The sequence below is a fragment of the Agrococcus sp. TSP3-2-1 genome (genome assembly GCF_049897585.1).
Taxonomy (GTDB): domain Bacteria; phylum Actinomycetota; class Actinomycetes; order Actinomycetales; family Microbacteriaceae; genus Agrococcus.
Genome location: NZ_JAFCWN010000004.1, coordinates 91,718 through 110,793 on the forward strand (window position 1 = coordinate 91,718; position 19,076 = coordinate 110,793).

The window sequence follows — 19,076 nt, forward strand, 5'->3', positions numbered from 1 at the left end:
GCCGGGCCGCCTGGCCCGGCGCCTCTCGCATGAACTCTTCCGACGCGCTCGATCAGCGTGAGCGGACCCATCCCGAACCGGAAACCAAGGAGGCGAACCGGTGGCGACATTCATCGTCAGGCGCCTGATCGCAGCGGTGCTCATCCTGCTCGCCGCGACGTTCCTCATGTACAACATGGTCGCCCTCTCGGGAGACCCGCTCGAGGATCTGCGCGGAGTCCAGACGCCCAACACGGCGCAGCTCATCGAAGCCCGCATCCGCCTGCTGCACCTCGACGTGCCGCCGCCGCTGCGCTACTTCATCTGGCTCGGCGGGATCGCCGGCTGCTTCATCGGCCAGTGCGACTTCGGCATGACGGTGCAGCAGCAGCCCGTGCTCGACGTGCTCGTCAACTCGATGGACCAGACGCTGCGCCTCGTGACGATCGCGACCGTCGTCGCCATCATCCTCGGCATCATCATCGGCATCACGACGGCGCTGCGCCAGTACTCGACGTACGACTACGGCGTGACGTTCGTGTCCTTCCTCTTCTACTCGCTGCCGATCTTCTGGTTCGCGGTGCTGCTCAAGCAGTTCCTCGCGATCGGGGCGAACGACTGGCTGCAGTCCGGCGCGCAGATCCAAGGGTGGGTCATCGCGCTCGTCGCAGCCGTCTCCGGCCTCTTCTGGATGTCGGTGCTGCCCGGCGACGCGAAGCGCAAGCTCCTCACGTTCGCGCTCGCCGCCGCATCAGGTGGCCTGCTGCTGTGGTACATGAGCGTCTCTGGCTGGTTCCTCAACCCGCGCTTCATCGTCTTCGGCCTCGACTTCTCGCTGCTGGCGATCGCGGCGCTCTTCCTCACCGTCGCACTGCTCGTCACGGCGATCCTCTCGGGACTCAAGAACCGCCGCTCGCTCTTCATCGCCCTCGGCATGGCGGCGCTCGGCGTCGCGCTCTACTACCCGGTGAACTACGTCCTGTTCAACCCGCAGGTCGTGCCGATGAACGGCTGGATCATGATCGCGAGCTTCGTCGTCGTGGTCCTGTTCGGCGTCGGGGTCGGCCATGTCCTCGGCGGCGACAACAAGGCCGCGAACCGCAAGGTCGCGGCGTGGACGGGCTTCCTCGTGTTCGGCATCATGGTCGTCGACCGGCACATGCAGCTGTGGCAGGCGTACTCGGAGGCCGGCTTCGTGCGCGGCCGCCCGATCGCGACGATCGGCGCGGCGAACCCCGGCTTCTCGCAGTCGTCGTTCTTCGTCCAGGGCGTCGACGCCTTCACGCACATGCTGCTGCCGTCGATCGCGCTCATGGTCATCTCGTTCGCGGGCTACACGCGCTACACCCGCGCGACGCTGCTCGAGGTCATGAACCAGGACTACATCCGCACGGCTCGCGCGAAGGGCCTCACCGAGCGCACGGTCTTCGTGCGCCACGCCTTCCGCAACGCGCTCATCCCGATCACGACGATCGTCGCGTTCGACATCGCGGGCATCATCGGCGGAGCCGTCATCACGGAGCGCGTCTTCGGCTGGACCGGCATGGGCTCGATGTTCCAGAACGGCCTCGACCGCACCGACCCGAATCCCGTGATGGCGTTCTTCCTCGTGACCGGCGCGCTCGCGCTCCTGTTCAACCTGCTGGCCGACATCGCCTATGCGGCCCTCGACCCCCGGATCCGGGTGAGCTGATGACCACCAACATCCCGCAGACCAACGAACCGCACCTCACCGACGCCGAGGCCAACCTCGAGCTCAAGGAGGTGGAGGGCCTCAGCCAGGCGCAGATCGTCCGGAAGCGCTTCTTCCGCCACGGCGGCGCGGTCGTGTCGATGATCGTGCTCTCGCTCATCGTCCTGCTCGCCTTCACCTCCGTCGGGCTGTCGTTCGGCAACATCCGCATCCCAGGCTGGTGGCAGTGGGACTGGACGCAGAACCCGCGGCCCGTCAACGGCGGCGTGCCCTCGTGGGAGCACCCGTTCGGACAGGACGACATCGGCAAGGACCTCTTCGCCCTCGTCATGCGCGGCACGCAGCAGTCGCTCATGGTCATGGTCATGGTCGGCATCATCGGCGCGACCATCGGCATCGTCATCGGCGCCCTCTCGGGCTTCTTCCGCGGGTGGGTCGACTCGGTGCTCATGCGCTTCACCGACGTGATCATCACGATCCCGTTCATCGTGATCGGCGCGGTCATCGGTGTGACGTTCGGGAAGCTCGGCGCGTTCGTCCTCGCGCTCGTGCTCGGCCTCTTCTCGTGGACGGGCCTCGCCCGACTCGTGCGCGGCGAGTTCCTGACGCTCCGCGAGCGGGAGTTCGTCGACGCTGCGCGGGTCGCCGGCGCCTCGAACGGCCGCATCATCTTCAAGCACATCCTGCCGAACGCGATGGGCGTCATCATCGTCAACACGACGCTGCTCATGGCGGGCGCGATCCTCGCCGAGACGGCGCTGTCGTTCCTCGGCTACGGCGTGCAGGCACCCGACACGTCGCTCGGCCTCATCATCAGCCAGAACCAGCAGGCGTTCCAGACGCGGCCGTGGCTGTTCTGGTGGCCCGGCATCTTCATCATCACGATCGCGCTGTGCATCAACTTCATCGGCGACGGCCTGCGCGACGCGTTCGATCCGCGCCAGAAGCGCATGCCGTCGGAGCGCGCGATGCGCAAGTCCGACACGGCGGCCGCGGACGCCGCCGCGCTGCGCGGCGCGGAGGCTGAGGACGAGGCGCGCGCCGCTGCGATCGCCTCGGCGCACGGCCAGTCGCCGAGCCCCGACGCGCAGGCACCGAGGGTGGCGGGCGACATGGCGGGCGACAACCCCGATCGCGATCGGGACTGACGTGCGGTCAGCGCAGCAGCAGCCCCGCCACCGCGAGGAGGGTGGGCACCGCGACGACCGCGATCGCCGGCGCGCTCCACGAGCGCGTCGCGCGGGCCGAGTCGTCGAGCAGGCCCTCGTCGCGCAGCTGCTCCCAGTGCGCTCGAGTGACGTGCGCGGCGGCGCCCGAGACGCTGTGCACCGAGTCGCCGGGGCGGATGCCGCCGCCGACGGTGCTCGACTCGCGCGCGAGGCGGATGTCCTCCTGCGTGATGCGGGCGATGCCGTAGCGGCTCGGCGCGGGCGCCGCCCACGCGGTCACGGTGCCGCGCTCGAGCGTGAGCTCGAGCGCCCACTTCGTGTCGATGCGCTTCACGGCGCCCCACGGCACGTGCCAGTCGGCGACGGGGTTGCGGATCTCGATGCCGCGAGCATCGACCGTGACCCGCGGCCGCCACATGAACGCCCACGTGACCGCTGCGCCGAGCAGCGGCCACGGCAGCACCCAGAGGCTCGACGCCGGGTCGTCGGCGAGCAGGACGCTCACGAGCGCGAGCGCCATGAGGATCCCGATCACCACCGTGATCACCCTGCCGAAGGACGATCGGAACACCGCTCGCTGATAGGCCATCCACTCAGTTTCGCAGACCACCACTGCTTCCCTGACTACGCAGGAGAGGAGCTCCCGTGACCGATACGGCAGCCGCCCCCGTCGCCGAGCGCGAGGTCATCCTCGAGGCCAGCGGCCTCAACGTCGACTTCTGGGTCGACGGCAAGTTCTACCCGGCCGTCAAGGACGCCGACTTCCACGTGCGCGCGGGCGAGGTGCTCGCGATCGTGGGCGAGTCCGGCTCGGGCAAGTCGACGACCGCGATGGCGCTCATCAGCCTGCTGCCGCCGAACGCGCGCGTGCGCGGCTCGGTCAAGCTCAAGGGCCGCGAGATCCTCGGCATCCCGGTGCGCGAGATGCGCCACATCCGCGGCAACGAGATCGCGGTGATCTTCCAGGAGCCGATGACGGCGCTCAACCCCGTCTACACGATCGGCTTCCAGATCGTCGAGGCGCTGCGCAGCCACTTCGACCTCACGCCCGACGCCGCGAAGGAGCGCGCGATCGAGCTGATCGCGAAGGTCGAGATCCCCGACCCGCCGACCGCGTTCAACAAGTATCCGCACCAGCTCTCCGGCGGCCAGCGCCAGCGCGCGATGATCGCGCAGTCGCTCGCGTGCGACCCGTCGCTGCTCATCGCCGACGAGCCGACCACCGCCCTCGACGTGACGGTGCAGGCCGAGGTGCTCGACCTCATGCGCAAGCTGAAGGACGAGCTGAACTCCGCGGTCATCCTCATCACGCACGACATGGGCGTGGTCGCCGACCTCTCCGACCGCATCATCGTCATGCGCAACGGCGAGATGGTCGACCGCGGCACTGCGCTCGACGTCTTCCAGCGCCCCTCGCACGCGTACACGAAGGAGCTGCTCGCGGCCGTCCCCTACCTCGGCCTGCACGAGGACCAGACGGGCCGCGCGGTCGAGGCGTCGAAGGTCTCCGACTCCGTCGAGCCCATCCTGAAGTTCACGGACGTCGTGATCGAGTACCCGAAGCGCGGGCGCGTGCCGGCGTTCCGGGCGGCGGAGGACATCAACCTCGCGGTCTACCCGGGCGAGATCGTCGGGCTCGTGGGGGAGTCGGGCTCGGGCAAGACGACGCTCGGCCGCGCCGCGATCGGCCTGCTGCCCATCACGTCGGGCACGCTGAGCGTCGCGGGCCTCGACATCTCGGCGGCGTCGATGAAGGACCTGCGGCCGCTGCGCGAGAAGACGGGCATCGTCTTCCAGGACCCGTCATCGTCGCTCAACCCGCGCATGCCGATCGGCGAGTCGATCGGCGAGCCGATCCTGCTCTCGCGGCGCGCGGCGAAAGACCCGATCGAGGCGAAGGCCCTCGACAAGCGCGTGCAGGAGCTGCTCGAGTCGGTCGAGCTGCCCGCGTCGTACCGCAACCGCTACCCGCACGAGCTCTCGGGCGGCCAGAAGCAGCGCGTCGGCATCGCCCGCGCGCTCGCGCTCGCCCCGGAGGTGCTGATCGCCGACGAGCCGACGAGCGCGCTCGACGTGTCGGTGCAGGCGCGCTTCCTCGAGCTGCTCACGCACATCCAGCAGCAGCTGCAGTTCGCGTGCCTCTTCATCAGCCACGACCTCGCCGTCGTCGACTCGCTCGCGCACCGGATCGCGGTGATGCGGAAGGGCCGCATCGTCGAGGAGGGCACGCGCGACGAGATCCTGCGCGCTCCGAAGGAGGCCTACACGCAGCGCCTCATCTCGGCCGTGCCGGTGCCCGACCCGATCGCGCAGCGCGAGCGCCGGGAGGCCCGCCGGGCGAGCTGAGCCCGCTCGAGGAGGAACGGCCGCGACCGCCCGCTAGACTGGGCGGTCGCGGCCGTTCGTCGCGCACTCCAGACACACCGGAAGGCACCTGCATGCCGATCGCCGCGCGATCCGACCTCCGCAACGTGGCGATCGTCGCCCACGTCGACCACGGAAAGACCACCCTCGTCGACGCGATGCTCACGCAGACCGGCTCGTTCGGCGCCCACGACACGCATGACGAGCGTGCGATGGACTCGAACGAGCTCGAGCGCGAGAAGGGCATCACGATCCTCGCGAAGAACACCGCGATCCGCTACGCCGGTGCGCACGCCGCCGACGGCGCGGTGACGATCAACGTCATCGACACGCCCGGCCACGCCGACTTCGGCGGTGAGGTCGAGCGCGGTCTCTCGATGGTCGACGGCGTCGTGCTGCTCGTCGACGCCTCCGAGGGCCCGCTACCGCAGACGCGCTTCGTGCTGCGCAAGGCGCTCGAGGCGAAGCTCCCCGTCATCCTGCTCGTCAACAAGACCGACCGCTCCGACGCGCGCATCGACGCGGTCGTGGGGGAGAGTCAGGACCTGCTGCTCGGGCTCGCGTCCGACCTCGCCGACGACGTGCCCGACCTCGACCTCGACGCCGTGCTCGACGTGCCCGTCGTCTACGCGTCCGGCAAGGCGGGCCGCGCGTCGACCGTCAAGCCCGCGAACGGCGAGCTGCCCGAGAGCGAGGACCTCGAGCCGCTGTTCGAGGCGATCCTGCAGCACATCCCGGCGCCCACGTACGACGACGAGGCACCGCTGCAGGCGCATGTGACGAACCTCGACGCATCCCCCTTCCTCGGCCGCATCGCGCTGCTGCGCGTCAAGGCGGGCACGATCCGCAAGGGCCAGACGGTCGCGTGGGTGCGCCACGACGGCGAGGTCTCGAACGTGCGGATCACCGAGCTGCTCGAGACGAAGGCGCTCGACCGCGTGCCGACCGAGAGCGCCGGCCCCGGCGACATCGTCGCGGTCGCGGGCATCCCCGAGATCACGATCGGCGAGACGCTCGCCGACCCCGACGACGTGCGGCCGCTCCCGGCGATCACCGTCGACGAGCCGGCGATCTCGATGACGATCGGCACGAACACGTCGCCGCTCGCCGGCAAGGTCAAGGGCGCGAAGCTCACCGCCCGCATGGTGAAGGACCGCCTCGACCGCGAGCTCATCGGCAACGTGTCGCTGCGCGTCGTCGACATCGGCCGCCCCGACGCGTGGGAGGTGCAGGGCCGCGGCGAGCTCGCGCTCGCCATCCTCGTCGAGCAGATGCGCCGCGAGGGCTACGAGCTCACGGTCGGCAAGCCGCAAGTCGTGACGAAGAAGATCGACGGCGTGCTGCACGAGCCCTTCGAGCACGTGACGATCGACGTGCCCGAGGAGCACCTCGGCGCCGTGACCCAGCTGCTCGCGAGCCGCAAGGGCATCATGGACGGGATGACGAACCACGGCACCGGCTGGGTGCGCATGGAGTTCGTCGTGCCGAGCCGCGGCCTCATCGGCTTCCGCACCGAGTTCATGACGATCACGCGCGGCACGGGCATCGCGAACGCGATCTCGCACGGCTGGCAGCCGTGGGCGGGCGCGATCACGACTCGCAACAACGGCGCGCTCGTCGCCGACCGCTCGGGCTCGGCGACGCCCAACGCGATCATGGCGCTCCAGGAGCGCGGCACGTTCTTCATCAAGCCCGGCGACGACGTCTACGAGGGCATGGTCGTGGGCGAGAACGCGCGCGCCGATGACATGGACGTCAACATCACCAAGGAGAAGAAGCTCAACAACATCCGGTCGTCGACCGGTGAGGAGCTCGAGCGCCTGACGCCGCCGCGGCAGCTCTCGCTCGAGGAGAGCCTCGAGTGGGCGCGCGACGACGAGTGCGTCGAGGTGACGCCGCAGCACGTGCGCATCCGCAAGGTCACGCTCGACGCGACGACCCGCGCTCGCGAGGCCTCGCGCCTCAAGAAGCAGGGCTGACCGAGCCTCGAGCGGACCCCTCGCAGCAGCGGGACCCGGTGCACCGGGTCCCGCTCGGCGGGAGGGGTCCCGTCGTGCTGGGATGCGGCGGGTTCCGCCGCACGCGTCACCGAGCGTCACACTCGGGCGTCGCGCGACCGCACGCGCCTAGCGTTGCCGCATGACGCATCCCGATCGACTCCGCATCGTCGCCGTGAGCGGCAGCCTGCACCGGCCCTCGTCGACGACCGCGCTCGTCGCGGCGCTCGCCGACGCGGTCGCTCGGCGACAGGGCGCCGAGATCGAGGTCATCGAGCTCGCCGAGGTGGGACCCTCGCTCGCGGGAGTGCTCGACCGCGCCGAGCTGCCGGCGTCCGCCGAGCGGGCGATCCGGGCGATCGAGGGCGCCGACCTGCTCATCGCGGGCAGCCCCGTCTACCGCGCGAGCTTCACCGGGCTCTTCAAGCACCTCTTCGACTTCGTCGACCAGCGGGCGCTCACCGACGTGCCCGTGCTGCTCGCCGCGACCGGCGGCTCGCACCGGCACGCGCTCACGATCGAGCACCAGCTGCGGCCGCTGTTCGCCTTCTTCCAGGCGCTCACGCTGCCCGTGGGCGTGTACGCCGCGAGCGAGGACTTCGCGCACGGGCGCGTGCGCTGCCCCGCGGTGCTCGAGCGCATCGAGGCGGCGGCCGACCGCGCGCTGCCCTATCTCGGCAGGGTCCCCGCGCCCGTGCGGCCGGCGACGTTCTAGCCGCGACGCGAGCGCCGGCCGGGAGCGCGCCGGCCGGGAGGGCGCTGGCCGGGAGGGCGTCGGCGAAGTGCTTGGATGGACGGAATGGACCCCCGCCTCGAGCGCGTGCTCTTCGTGCACGCGCATCCCGATGACGAGACGCTCTCGACCGGCGCCGCGATCGCCACCGTCGCCGCGGGCGGCGGCACCGCGATCGTCGCGACCTTCACACTCGGCGAGCGCGGCGAGTCGCGCCCCGACAGCCGCGCGGAGGTCGAGGAGGTCGGCGTCGGCGAGGTGCGCAGGCGCGAGCTCGAGCAGGCGCTGCGCGCCCTCGGCGCCCGCGGCCGCCGCATCCACGGCTGGGACGACTCCGGGATGTCGTGGCTCGCGACCGGCCGCGCCACTGCCGCGCCGGACGCGCCCGAGACGGCGATGAGCCGCGCAGACCTCGACGACCTCGCGGATGCCCTCGGCGCCGTCATCGAGGAGGTCGACCCGACGGCGATCGTCACGTGCGACGCCGATGGCGGCTACGGCCACCCCGACCACGTCGCCGCGCATCGGGCATCCGTCATCGCCGCGCGCCGGTACGACCTGCCGCTCTACGTGCGCACCGACCGCCCGGCCGACGCCGCCTTCGAGCTCGCGCCCGTGCGCGATCGCGTCGCCGGGGCGCTCGCCGCGCACCGCTCGCAGCTCGTGCTCATCGGCGACGAGGTCGAGCACGTCGGCGGCCAGCGCCGCCCGCTCGACGCGGTCGAGCACTACCGGCTCATCGAGACGCGACCCGAGCGCCGCACGCGCTGGAGCCTGCGCGTCGCCGGCTTCCTCGCGGGCGTCGTCGTCGGCGTCGTCGGCACCTTCTCGCACCAGCAGGTGCCGTTCGGCATCGTGCTCTCGCTGCTCGCGGCCGTCGGGCTCATCGCGGGGGTGCGCGCGGCCTCGGGCTCGCGGCAGCTGACCATCGCGACCGTCGTCGGCCTCGTCGGCATCGTCGCGCTCGTCGCGATCGACCCGCTCGGCCGCGGCGCGTGGGGCACGGAGCGGGCGCTCATCCCCGCGAACCTCGCCGGCTGGCTGTGGACGCTCGTGCCGGCGGCCGCGTCGTTCGTCGCGCTCGCGTGGCCCGACGCGGAGGCGATGCGGCGGATTAGGATGGCTGGACGGGCGCAGCCCGATCGGTCGTCGACGGAAGGGGAACAGCCATGACCTACGTGATCGCGCTCCCGTGCGTCGACGTCAAGGACCGCGCGTGCGTCGACGAGTGCCCCGTCGACTGCATCTACGAGGGCGAGCGGATGCTCTACATCCACCCCGACGAGTGCGTCGACTGCGGCGCGTGCGAGCCCGTGTGCCCGGTCGAGGCGATCTTCTACGAGGACGACACGCCGGAGGAGTGGGCCGAGTACTACGAGGCCAACGTGCACTTCTTCGACGAGATCGGCTCGCCCGGCGGTGCCGCCAAGGTCGGCGTCATCAAGCACGACCACCCGATCGTCGCCGCCCTGCCGCCCCAGAACGTCTGACGCGCCGGATGCGGCTGCCCGAGTTCCCCTGGGACACGCTCGCCGGCGCGAAGGCGATCGCCGCCGCGCACCCGCGCGGCCTCGTCGACCTGAGCGTCGGCTCGCCCGTCGACCCCACGCCCGAGCTGCTGCAGCGCGCGCTGCGCGAGGCGACCGACGCGCACGGCTACCCGACGAACTGGGGCACGCCCGAGGTGCGCCGAGCGATCGTCGAGTGGTTCGAGCGGGTCCGCGGCGTGCCGGGCCTCGCCGAGGAGGGGGTGCTCGTCACCGTCGGCTCGAAGGAGCTCGTCGCGGGCCTGCCGCAGCAGCTCGGCCTCGGCGCCGGCGACGCGGTCGTGCACCCGCGCGTCGCCTACCCGACCTACGACATCGGCGCGCGGATGGCGGGCTCGACGCCCTTGCCCGCCGACGACCCCGACGACTGGCCCGCCGAGACGCGGCTCGTGTGGGTCAACTCGCCCTCGAACCCCACCGGCGCGGTGCTCGGCACGGCTGCGCTCCGGCGCATCGTCGAGGCCGCGCGCGAGCGGGGGATCGTCGTCGCGAGCGACGAGTGCTACGCGCGCCTCCCGTGGGAGGTCGACGAGGCGCCCTCGATCCTCGACCCGCGCGTCACGGACGGCGATCTCTCGGGCCTCATCGCCGTGTACTCGCTCAGCAAGCAGTCGAACCTCGCCGGCTACCGCGCCGCGTTCGTCGCGGGCGACGCGCCGCTCGTGCAGCGGGTGCTCGCGGTGCGCAAGCACCTCGGGCTCATGGCGCCGACCCCCGTGCAGCACGCGCTCGCCGTCGCGCTCGGCGACGAGGCGCACGTCGACGAGCAGCGCGAGCGCTACCGCGCCCGCCGCGCGCAGCTGCTGCCGGCGCTCGAGGCGCGCGGCTTCGACGTCGACTCCGAGGCGGGGCTCTACCTCTGGGCCACGGACGGCACGGATGCGCTCGCGCAGGTGGACGCGCTCGCGCGGCTCGGGATCCTGGTGGCGCCGGGCACCTTCTACGGCGACCCGAGCCACGTGCGGGTCGCGCTCACCGCGCCCGACGAGCGCATCGCCGAGGCCGCGGCGCGGCTGCGCGCCTGAGGCTCCGCGCCGAGGAAGGGCACGGCGCCGCGCCGGGTAGGCTGTCATGGTGACTGAGAACGCCGCGCTCGATCCTGCCCGCTCCGCGGACGCATCCGCACCGCGCACCGTGACGCTGCAGCACGCCGGCGGCACGACGCCGCTCGAGGTGCTCGAGGCCTCCGACGGCCGCTCGGCGATCGACGTCGCGAAGCTGACGAAGGAGACGGGCCTCACGGCGCTCGACTACGGCTTCGTCAACACCGCCGCGACCCGCTCGTCGATCACCTACATCGACGGCGACGAGGGCATCCTGCGCTACCGCGGCTACCCGATCGAGGAGCTCGCGGAGCAGAAGACGTTCCTCGACGTCGCGCACCTGCTCATCTACGGCGAGCTGCCGACGGAGGACGAGCTCGCGAGCTTCGACCACAGCGTGCGCCGCCACACGCTCCTGCACGAGGACCTGCGGCGCTTCTTCGACGCGCTGCCGCGCGACGCGCACCCGATGAGCGCGCTCTCGAGCGCCGTCTCGGCGCTCTCGACGTACTACGAGGCCGACCACGACCCGCGCGACCCCGCCAAGGTCGACAAGCAGACCATCCGCCTGCTCGCGAAGATGCCGGTCATCGCCGCCTACGCGCACAAGAAGTCGATCGGGCAGGCCTTCCTCTACCCCGACAACTCGATGAGCTTCGTCGAGAACTACCTCAAGCTCAACTTCGGCATCCAGGCCGAGCCCTACGTGCAGAACCCCGTGATGGTGCGCGCGCTCGAGCGGCTCCTCATCCTGCACGCCGACCACGAGCAGAACGCGTCGACGTCGACCGTGCGGCTCGTGGGATCGACGGAGGCGAACCTGTTCGCGTCGGTCTCGGCCGGCATCCACGCCCTCTCCGGACCGCTGCACGGCGGCGCGAACGAGGCGGTGCTGCAGATGCTGCGCGGCATCCGCGACTCGGGCGAGGGCGTCGAGCGGTTCGTCGAGCGCGTCAAGCGCAAGGAGCAGGGCGTCAAGCTCATGGGCTTCGGGCACCGCGTCTACAAGAACTACGACCCGCGCGCGAAGCTCGTGAAGCAGTCGGCCGAGGAGGTGCTCGCGCAGCTCGGCGTGCGCGACCCGCTGCTCGACATCGCGCAGGAGCTCGAGCAGGTCGCGCTCGCCGACGACTACTTCAAGGAGCGCAAGCTCTACCCGAACGTCGACTTCTACACCGGCGTGATCTACAAGGCGATGGGCTTCCCGGAGCGCATGTTCACCGTGCTGTTCGCGATCGGCCGGCTGCCCGGCTGGATCGCCCACTGGCGCGAGATGATGCTCGACCCGCAGACGAAGATCGGCCGCCCGCAGCAGCTCTACGTCGGCCCCGTCGAGCGCCACGTCTAGACCCCACCCGCTGGCTGAGCCGCTCCGCGCCGCAGGCGCCGAGCGCGTCGAAGCCCGCCTCGACCGGAGTGCCCATGACCAGCACCACCCAGACGTCCCCCAAGGGCGCGCTCGACCGCTTCTTCAAGATCTCCGAGCGCGGCTCGAGCGTCGCGCAAGAGCTGCGCGGCGGCCTCGTGACGTTCTTCGCGATGGCCTACATCATCGTGCTGAACCCGCTCATCATCGGCGGCTTCGCGCCCGAGCAGGCCGCGACCGACGTCGAGGGCGGATGGCTCCCCAACGGCCAGGTGGCGGCGGTCACGGCGCTCGTCGGCGGGCTCATGACGCTCGCGATGGGGCTCATCGCGAACGTGCCGTTCGGCCTCGCCGCGGGCCTCGGCATCAACTCGTTCCTCGCGTTCGGCCTCGTCGGCGAGCTCACGTGGCCCGAGGCCATGGGCCTCGTGCTCATCAACGGCCTCATCATCGTCGTGCTCGCGGCGACGGGGCTGCGGCGGATGATCTTCGACGCCGTGCCCGCGGCGCTCAAGAGCGCGATCGCGGTCGGCATCGGCCTGTTCATCGCCTTCATCGGCTTCGTCGACTCGGGCTTCGTGCGCTCGACGGGTGCGGCGTCGCCGCCCGTCGAGCTCGGCGACGGCGGCTCGGTCACGTCGCTGCCGACCGCGACCTTCGTCATCGGCGTCGTGCTCATGGGCATCCTGCTCGCCCGGCGCGTCAAGGGCGCGCTGCTCATCGGCATCGTCGCGACGACCGCGATCGCGATCGTGCTCGAGTCGATCTTCCGCGTCGGCCCCTCGCTCGGCGCGAACCCGGACGCGTGGAACCTCAACGCGCCCGCGCTGCCGACGAGCATCGTCGCGCTGCCCGACCTCTCGCTCATCGGCCAGGTGTCGTTCGGCTCGTTCGAGCGCATCGGGCTGCTCGCGACGACGATGTTCATCTTCACGCTCGTGTTCATGAACTTCTTCGATGCGATGGGCACCATGACGGGGCTCGCGCGCCAAGCGGGCATCGCGACGCCCGACGGCCAGTTCCCGGGCCTCAAGCGCGCGCTCATCGTCGAGGGCTTCGGCGCCGTCGCGGGCGGCGGGGCGAGCGCCTCCTCCAACACCGTCTTCGTAGACTCGGCCGCGGGCGTCGGCGAGGGCGCCCGCACGGGGCTCGCGTCGGTCGTCACGGGGCTGCTCTTCCTCGCCGCGATGTTCCTCACGCCGCTCACGCAGATCGTGCCGCTCGAAGTCGCCGCGGCGACGCTCGTCGTCGTCGGCGCGATGATGATGAGCCAGATCACCGACATCGACTTCACCGACTTCCGAGTGGCGCTGCCGGCGTTCCTGACGATCGTCGTGATGCCGCTCACCTACAACATCGCGAACGGCATCGGCGTCGGCTTCATCGCCTGGGTGCTCGTCAACGCCGTCTCGGGCCGCGTGAAGCAGATCTCGCCGCTGCTGTGGGTCGTCGCGGCGCTCTTCGTCGTCTTCTTCGTGCGCGGGCCGCTCCAGGCGCTCATCGGCTGAGCCGCGGCGGAGCGCCCTCAGCGCTCCTTCGCCACGTGGGCGAGCACCTCTGGCCCTCGCCGGTCGAGCGTCGCACCGCCCACCCGGATCCCGAACCACGCGCCGAGCCCGCCGACGACGAGCCCGGCGAGGAGGCTCAGCCAGCCGAGCCACGGGATCCAGATCGCCGCGATCGCGAGCCCGATCGCGGGCGCGCCGACCGTGCTGAGCACGGGGAGCGTGAGCGCGAGCCCCGCGAGCGACTGCACGCCCCCGGAGGAGCCGCGGCCGAGCGGGTTCGCGCCGGGCGCGGGCGCCTCGCCCGGCAGCAGGGCGCCGAGCCACAGCAGCACGCCCGCCACGAGCAGGAAGGTGCCGACGCTCGCGCCGACGCTCCCGGGCAGCAGCTCCCAGCGCCCGCTCGCCCAGGTCGCGAGCACGGCGGTGACGACGAGCGCGGGCAGGTAGACGATCGAGATGCCGAGCAGCCTCCCGGCGCGATCCGCGGCGCCGCGCACACCGGTGAGGAGGTGCCACGCGAAGGCGCTGTTGTCGTAGGCGACGTCGATCTGCACGATGGCGGCCGCGACGATCGCCATGAGCAGCGGCAGGAACGCGAGCCCGTCGGCGGGGATGCCGTCGCCCTGCACCTCGACCCGCACGAGCCCCGCGAGGTGCACGCCGCCGATGATGACGGGGATCATGAGGGTCGCGATGACGTTCATGAGGTGCCGCACGTCGCGGCGGCGGTAGCGGATGCTGCGAGCGGCGATCGCACCGGTCGGGGTCGCGGGCAGCAGCCGGTCGAGCACGCGGCCCTCCCGCACGCGGCCGCCGCCGCGCAGCACGATCGGGTTCGTGAGCCGCTCGCCGAGCAGGCGACCCCAGCCCCACCACGCGAGCGCGATCGTCGCGAGGGCGATCGCGAGCTTCGCGGCCGCCTCGAGCCATGCCCCGTCGGCGATCGCGCGCGGGAGGTCGAACGCGGCGCCGAGCGGGGTCCACGCGAGCACCGAGACGGCCGTGCGGATCGCGCCGGGGACGTCGGCGAGCGCCCCGAGCCCGCTCGCGAAGAGCTGGATGCCGAACGCGGCGAACAGGATCACGAGCAGCAGCAGGATCGCCATCGCGTCGCGGGCGCGCTTGCTCGCGAGCTGCCGCGCGAGCAGGTCGGCGCTCGCGCGCGCGAGCAGCAGCACCGTCGCGACGCAGATCGGGAGCGCGAGCACGGCCGCGACGAGCGCGACGGCGGAGGTGGACCAGACGATGAGCCAGAGCGCGAGCGCGAGCGCCGCGACGACGCTCCAGGGCTCGAGCACCTGCGCGGCGAGCAGGCAAGCGCGCAGCTGCCGCGCGCGCAGCGGCAGGAGGCTGAAGCGCTCGGGCGCGAGCGGGTCGCTCGTGCCGACGAGCACGGCGATCGCGGTGAGCACGACGATGAGCGCCCCGCCGCCGAGCACGGCGAGCGATGCGCCGACCTCGGGCGCGAGCGCGCGCACGGCGATCGCGGCGAGCGCGGTGCCGCCGAGCAGCGACAGCCCGCCGAGCACGCTCATGACGAGCGCGACGACCGCCCACGGGCTCTGCTCGAGGGTGCCGAGCAGCAGCCGGAACCGGAGCGCTACGAAGTGCGCAGCCACGCGAGCGACTCGCCTCCCTGCGCCTGCTGGCCGACCATCTGCACGAAGCGCTCCTGCAGGCTCGCGCCCGCGCGCACCTCGTCGAGCGTCCCGGCGGCGATGAGCCGGCCGTCGGCGACGACCGCGACCCGGTCGCACAGCGACTCGACGAGCTCCATCACGTGGCTCGAGAGCACGACGGTGCCGCCCGAGGCGACGAAGGCGCGCAGGATCGCGCGGATCGCCTCGCCCGAGACGGGGTCGACGGCCTCGAAGGGCTCATCGAGCACGAGCAGCCGAGGCGCGTGGATGAGCGCGCTCGCGAGCGCGATCTTCTTGCGCATGCCGGCGGAGTAGTCGGCGACGAGCGTGCCGCCCGTGTCGGCGAGGCCGAGCGCCTCGAGCAGCGACGCGGAGCGGCGCGCGACCTCCTCCTCGGGCAGCGAGCGCAGCAGGCCGTTGTAGCGCAGCAGCTCCGCGCCCGTGAGGCGATCGAAGAGGTGCACGCCGTCGGGCAGCACGCCCATGCGCGCCTTCGCCGCGGCGGGATCGCGCCACACGTCGTGCCCGAGCACGGCCGCGGTGCCGTGGTCCGGGCGCAGCAGGCCCGTCGCCATCGAGAGCGTCGTCGTCTTGCCCGCGCCGTTGGGCCCGACGAGGCCGAGCATCGACCCCTGCGGCACCGTGAGCGTCAGGCCATCCACGGCGATCTTCGGCCCGAAGCGCTTCGCGAGCCGCTCGAGGTGCAGGGCAGGCGGGGCGTGCTGGGCGTCGGACGGCGTCGGATGCGTCATGGTCGCAAGCCTCTCAGGCGCGGCAGGGCGCGCGCGTCCCTCGAGCGGCTGATCCTGCGGGCTCCCTCAGCCGGGGAAGCGGCGAGCTCGCGGCCGCGCTCAGTGCAGGGCTGCGTTGAGCTCGATGCCGCGGCCGTCGCGTGCGACCGCCTCGACGGCGCCCGTGAGCGAGTTGCGGCGGAACAGCAGGTTCGGGCGGCCCGAGAGCTCGGAGGCCTTGACCGCCTCGCCGCCCGGCACGAGCGTCACCTTCGTGCCGGCGGTGACGTAGAGCCCGGCCTCGACGACGGAGTCGTCGCCCACCGAGATGCCGACGCCCGAGTTCGCGCCGAGCAGCACGCGCTCACCGATCACGATCCGCGCCGTGCCGCCGCCCGAGAGCGTGCCCATGATCGAGGCGCCGCCGCCGACGTCGGAGCCGTCGCCGACGACGACGCCCTGCGAGATGCGACCCTCGACCATTGAGGCCCCGAGCGTGCCGGCGTTGAAGTTCACGAAGCCCTCGTGCATGACGACGGTGCCGGGCGCGAGGTGCGCCCCGAGGCGGATGCGCGCGGCGTCGCCGATGCGGACGCCCGAGGGCACGACGTAGTCGGTCATGCGCGGGAAGCGGTCGACGAGCTGCACCTGGATGCCGGCGCGCTGGAGCTCGACGCGGTGGCTCGCGGCCCACTCGGGGTCGACGGGGCCCGCGCTCGTCCACGCGACGATCGGCAGGGTGCCGAAGATCCCGTCGAGGTCGATCGAGTTGGGCCGCACGAGCCGGTGGCTCAAGAGGTGCAGGCGGAGGTAGGCGTCCTCGACCGACGACGGAGACGCATCCAGGTCGATCTCCACGAGCCGCGGCTCGAGCTCGACGCCGCGCTCCGGCACGGGGCCCGCGTGGCGCGCGAGATCCTCCGGCGCGGCGCTCCCGTCGGCGGCGCCGAGCGCCGGGGCGGGGAACCAGGCGTCGAGCGGCCGCCCCTCGAAGAGGGTGACGAGCGCGTGTCCGTGTGCGAGGCGGGCCATGCTCCAAGTCTAGGCTTGGCCCCATGGCCGCCCCCTCCCTCGACCTGACCGCGACGAGCCTCGACCTCACGCGGGCGCTGTGCGACATCGACTCCGTCTCGGGCAACGAGACGCCGCTCGCCGACGCGATCGAGGCGGCCGTGCGCGCGCACCCGCACCTCGAGGTCACGCGCGTGGGCGACACCGTCGTCGCGCGCACCGAGCTCGGTCGAGCGCGCCGCGTCGTGATCGCCGGCCACATCGACACCGTGCCGGTCAACGGCAACCTGCCGACGCGCGACGCGGTCGTCGACGGCGAGCCGCACCTGTGGGGCCGCGGCACCGTCGACATGAAGGCGGGCGTCGCGGTGCAGCTGAAGCTCGCCGCCGAGCTCGTCGAGCCGGCCGTCGACCTCACCTGGATCTGGTACGACCACGAGGAGGTCAGCGCTGAGCTCAACGGTCTGCGGCTGCTCGCCGCCGCGCGGCCCGAGCTCATGCAGGGCGACTTCGCGATCCTCGGCGAGCCCTCCAACGGCACGATCGAGGGCGGCTGCAACGGCACGCTGCGCGTCGAGGTGCGCACGCGCGGCGTGCGCGCCCACTCCGCGCGGGCGTGGGCGGGCCACAACGCCATCCACGACGCCGCCGAGGTGCTGCAGCGGCTGCGCGACAACCAGCCGGGCGAGGTCGAGGTCGACGGGCTCGCCTACCGCGAGGGGCTCAACGCCGTCATGATCTCGGGCGGCGTCGCGGGCAACGTCATCCCCGACGAGTGCGTCGTCGCGGTGAACTACCGCTTCGCGCCCTCGCGCTCGCTCGAGGAGGCGAGCGCGCGGATGACGGAGCTCTTCGAGGGCTTCGAGGTCGAGGTCGTCGACGCGGCCGCGGGCGCGCGGCCCGGCCTCGACGCCCCGCTCGCGCAGGAGTTCATCGCCGCCGTCGGCGTCGAGCCGACCCCGAAGTACGGCTGGACCGACGTCGCGCGGTTCTCGAGCCTCGGCATCCCCGCCGTCAACTTCGGCCCGGGCGACCCGACGAAGGCGCACGCCGACGACGAGTCGGTGCCGGTCGCGCAGATCGAGCACGTCGAGCAGAGCCTCCGGGCGTGGCTCTCGCGCCGCTGACCGATCGGGCGCGCGTCGCCGAGCGCTGGTGGCACTGGCCGCTCGCGCTCTGGGCCGTGTCGCGGCTCGTGTCGACCGCGTTCCTCGGCGCCTTCGCCGGTGTGCAGGAGCGCAGCCACTGGACGCCCGCGCGACCCGACCTGCTCGACTACTCGACGATGTGGGACGCCCACTGGTACTACATCGTCGCGGTCTCCGGCTACCCGGTCGAGCTCCCCCTCGACGACGACGGCCACGTGGGCGAGAACGCCTGGGCCTTCATGCCCGTCTACCCCATGCTCGCCCGCGTGCTCATGCTGACGGGGCTGCCGTGGGAGGGTGCCGCGGTGCTGCTCTCGGTCGGCGCATCCGCCGCCTTCTCGCTCGTCGCCTACCGGCTCTTCCAGGACCTCGCGCCCGGCCGCGAGCGGTTCGCGCTCGCGCTCGTGCTGCTCTCGCCCGTCGCGCCCGTGCTGCAGCTCGGCTACGCCGAGTCGCTCTTCCTGCTGCTGCTCGCTGGCGCGCTGCTCGCGTGGCGGCGCCGCGCGTGGGAGTGGCTGTGGGTGCTCATCCCGATCATGTCGCTCACGCGCCCCGGTGGGCTCGCCTTCGCGCTCGCGCTCGGGCTGTGGTTCCTCGTGCGCTGGTTCCGCGATCGCGACGGCTTCCCGGCCGGGGAGCGGTGGATGCTCGTGGGGCTCGGGGCGTGGAGCGCGCTGTGGGGCTTCGGCTGGCTCATCGCGTGCACGATCGTGACGGGGAGCCTGCACTCCTACCTCGAGACGGAGCTCTCGTGGCGCTCCGCCTACATCGGCAGGCAGGAGCTCGTGCCGTTCACGCCGTGGCCGATCGGGCTCGAGTGGTGGTTCGGCCGGTGGTGGCCCGTGTGGCTCGTCGGCATCGTCGGCGCAGCGGTGGCGCTGCTCGTCGGGCCGTGGGCGAGGGCCGTGGGGCTCGAGGGGCGCCTCTGGACGATCGCCTACTTCGCCTACCTCGCGGCGGTCTGGTTCCCGCAGTCGTCGACGTGGCGGCTGCTCATGCCCGCCTTCCCGGCCGCGCTCATCCTCGCGGCCGTCCGCCCCGCATGGGTGCGCGGTCTCATGCTCGCGGCCTCGATCGCGCTGCAGCCCGCCTGGATCTGGTTCTGCTGGCACCACAGCGCGCCGGACTGGACCGTGCCGTAGCGAAC

The 19,076-nt window shown here is 72.1% G+C and carries 16 protein-coding genes; 12 read left to right on the forward strand and 4 right to left on the reverse strand.

Features of this window, described 5'->3' with window-relative positions; genetic code table 11:
- Window positions 1-100 precede the first annotated feature (100 nt).
- Both ACP7BI_RS07245 and ACP7BI_RS07250 read left to right on the forward strand, forming a co-directional pair.
- Complete coding sequence (locus ACP7BI_RS07245) at window positions 101-1,672, forward strand: ABC transporter permease (RefSeq protein WP_425844721.1); 1,572 nt, start codon at window positions 101-103, stop codon at window positions 1,670-1,672.
- Complete coding sequence (locus ACP7BI_RS07250) at window positions 1,672-2,820, forward strand: ABC transporter permease (RefSeq protein ID WP_425844723.1); 1,149 nt, start codon at window positions 1,672-1,674, stop codon at window positions 2,818-2,820. Before ACP7BI_RS07245 ends, ACP7BI_RS07250 begins: the two co-directional genes overlap by 1 nt.
- 7 nt (window positions 2,821-2,827) lie before the next feature.
- Here ACP7BI_RS07250 and ACP7BI_RS07255 read toward each other — a convergent pair whose 3' ends face one another.
- Window positions 2,828-3,430 carry a PH domain-containing protein gene (locus ACP7BI_RS07255; RefSeq protein WP_425844724.1) on the reverse strand — a complete coding sequence of 201 codons (603 nt, stop codon included), beginning with the start codon at window positions 3,428-3,430 and terminating at the stop codon, window positions 2,828-2,830.
- Window positions 3,431-3,486: 56 nt separating this feature from the next.
- Here ACP7BI_RS07255 and ACP7BI_RS07260 point away from each other — a divergent pair, with 56 nt between their 5' ends.
- The 8 genes from ACP7BI_RS07260 to ACP7BI_RS07295 all read left to right on the forward strand — a co-directional run bounded on the left by ACP7BI_RS07260 (window position 3,487) and on the right by ACP7BI_RS07295 (window position 13,399).
- Complete coding sequence (locus ACP7BI_RS07260) at window positions 3,487-5,187, forward strand: ABC transporter ATP-binding protein (RefSeq protein ID WP_425844725.1); 1,701 nt, start codon at window positions 3,487-3,489, stop codon at window positions 5,185-5,187.
- A 92-nt stretch (window positions 5,188-5,279) separates the two neighbouring features.
- Complete coding sequence (gene typA, locus ACP7BI_RS07265) at window positions 5,280-7,184, forward strand: translational GTPase TypA (protein WP_425844726.1); 1,905 nt, start codon at window positions 5,280-5,282, stop codon at window positions 7,182-7,184.
- A gap of 160 nt (window positions 7,185-7,344) precedes the next feature.
- The gene (gene msuE, locus ACP7BI_RS07270; protein ID WP_425844727.1) at window positions 7,345-7,917 is read left to right on the forward strand and encodes an FMN reductase; all 573 of its coding nucleotides are present in this window, start codon (window positions 7,345-7,347) and stop codon (window positions 7,915-7,917) included.
- 84 nt (window positions 7,918-8,001) lie between these two features.
- On the forward strand, window positions 8,002-9,108 hold the full coding sequence (locus ACP7BI_RS07275; protein WP_425844728.1) for a PIG-L family deacetylase: 1,107 nt from the start codon (window positions 8,002-8,004) through the stop codon (window positions 9,106-9,108).
- Window positions 9,105-9,425 carry a ferredoxin gene (gene fdxA, locus ACP7BI_RS07280; RefSeq protein WP_425844729.1) on the forward strand — a complete coding sequence of 107 codons (321 nt, stop codon included), beginning with the start codon at window positions 9,105-9,107 and terminating at the stop codon, window positions 9,423-9,425. Before ACP7BI_RS07275 ends, fdxA begins: the two co-directional genes overlap by 4 nt.
- Before the next feature lie 8 nt (window positions 9,426-9,433).
- Window positions 9,434-10,507, forward strand: a complete 1,074-nt coding sequence (dapC, locus tag ACP7BI_RS07285; RefSeq protein WP_425844730.1) for a succinyldiaminopimelate transaminase — start codon at window positions 9,434-9,436, stop codon at window positions 10,505-10,507.
- Between the two features lie 148 nt (window positions 10,508-10,655).
- Window positions 10,656-11,873 (forward strand): citrate synthase, encoded by a 1,218-nt coding sequence (locus tag ACP7BI_RS07290; RefSeq protein ID WP_425844992.1) that lies wholly within the window; start codon window positions 10,656-10,658, stop codon window positions 11,871-11,873.
- 74 nt (window positions 11,874-11,947) lie between these two features.
- Window positions 11,948-13,399, forward strand: coding sequence for an NCS2 family permease (locus ACP7BI_RS07295; RefSeq protein ID WP_425844731.1), 1,452 nt, complete (start codon window positions 11,948-11,950; stop codon window positions 13,397-13,399).
- Between the two features lie 17 nt (window positions 13,400-13,416).
- On the opposite strand, the gene ACP7BI_RS07300 is transcribed toward ACP7BI_RS07295, so the two are convergent.
- The 3 genes from ACP7BI_RS07300 to dapD form a co-directional block, all read right to left on the reverse strand.
- The gene (locus ACP7BI_RS07300; RefSeq protein WP_425844732.1) at window positions 13,417-15,018 is read right to left on the reverse strand and encodes a hypothetical protein; all 1,602 of its coding nucleotides are present in this window, start codon (window positions 15,016-15,018) and stop codon (window positions 13,417-13,419) included.
- Entirely contained in the window at window positions 15,000-15,791 is a 792-nt protein-coding gene (locus ACP7BI_RS07305) for an ABC transporter ATP-binding protein (RefSeq protein WP_425844733.1), read from the reverse strand. Before ACP7BI_RS07305 ends, ACP7BI_RS07300 begins: the two co-directional genes overlap by 19 nt.
- A gap of 99 nt (window positions 15,792-15,890) precedes the next feature.
- Window positions 15,891-16,802: a 2,3,4,5-tetrahydropyridine-2,6-dicarboxylate N-succinyltransferase gene (gene dapD / locus ACP7BI_RS07310; RefSeq protein ID WP_425844734.1), complete on the reverse strand. Its 912-nt coding sequence runs from the start codon at window positions 16,800-16,802 to the stop codon at window positions 15,891-15,893.
- A 23-nt stretch (window positions 16,803-16,825) separates the two neighbouring features.
- On the opposite strand from dapD, the gene dapE reads away from it, so the two are divergent.
- Together dapE and ACP7BI_RS07320 are read left to right on the forward strand one after the other, a co-directional pair.
- A complete protein-coding gene (dapE, locus tag ACP7BI_RS07315) occupies window positions 16,826-17,908 on the forward strand; it encodes a succinyl-diaminopimelate desuccinylase (RefSeq protein ID WP_425844735.1) in 1,083 nt (360 codons plus the stop codon).
- Entirely contained in the window at window positions 17,890-19,071 is a 1,182-nt protein-coding gene (locus ACP7BI_RS07320) for a hypothetical protein (RefSeq protein WP_425844736.1), read from the forward strand. The genes dapE and ACP7BI_RS07320 overlap by 19 nt, the downstream gene beginning before the upstream one ends.
- The last annotated feature ends 5 nt before the right edge of the window (window positions 19,072-19,076 follow it).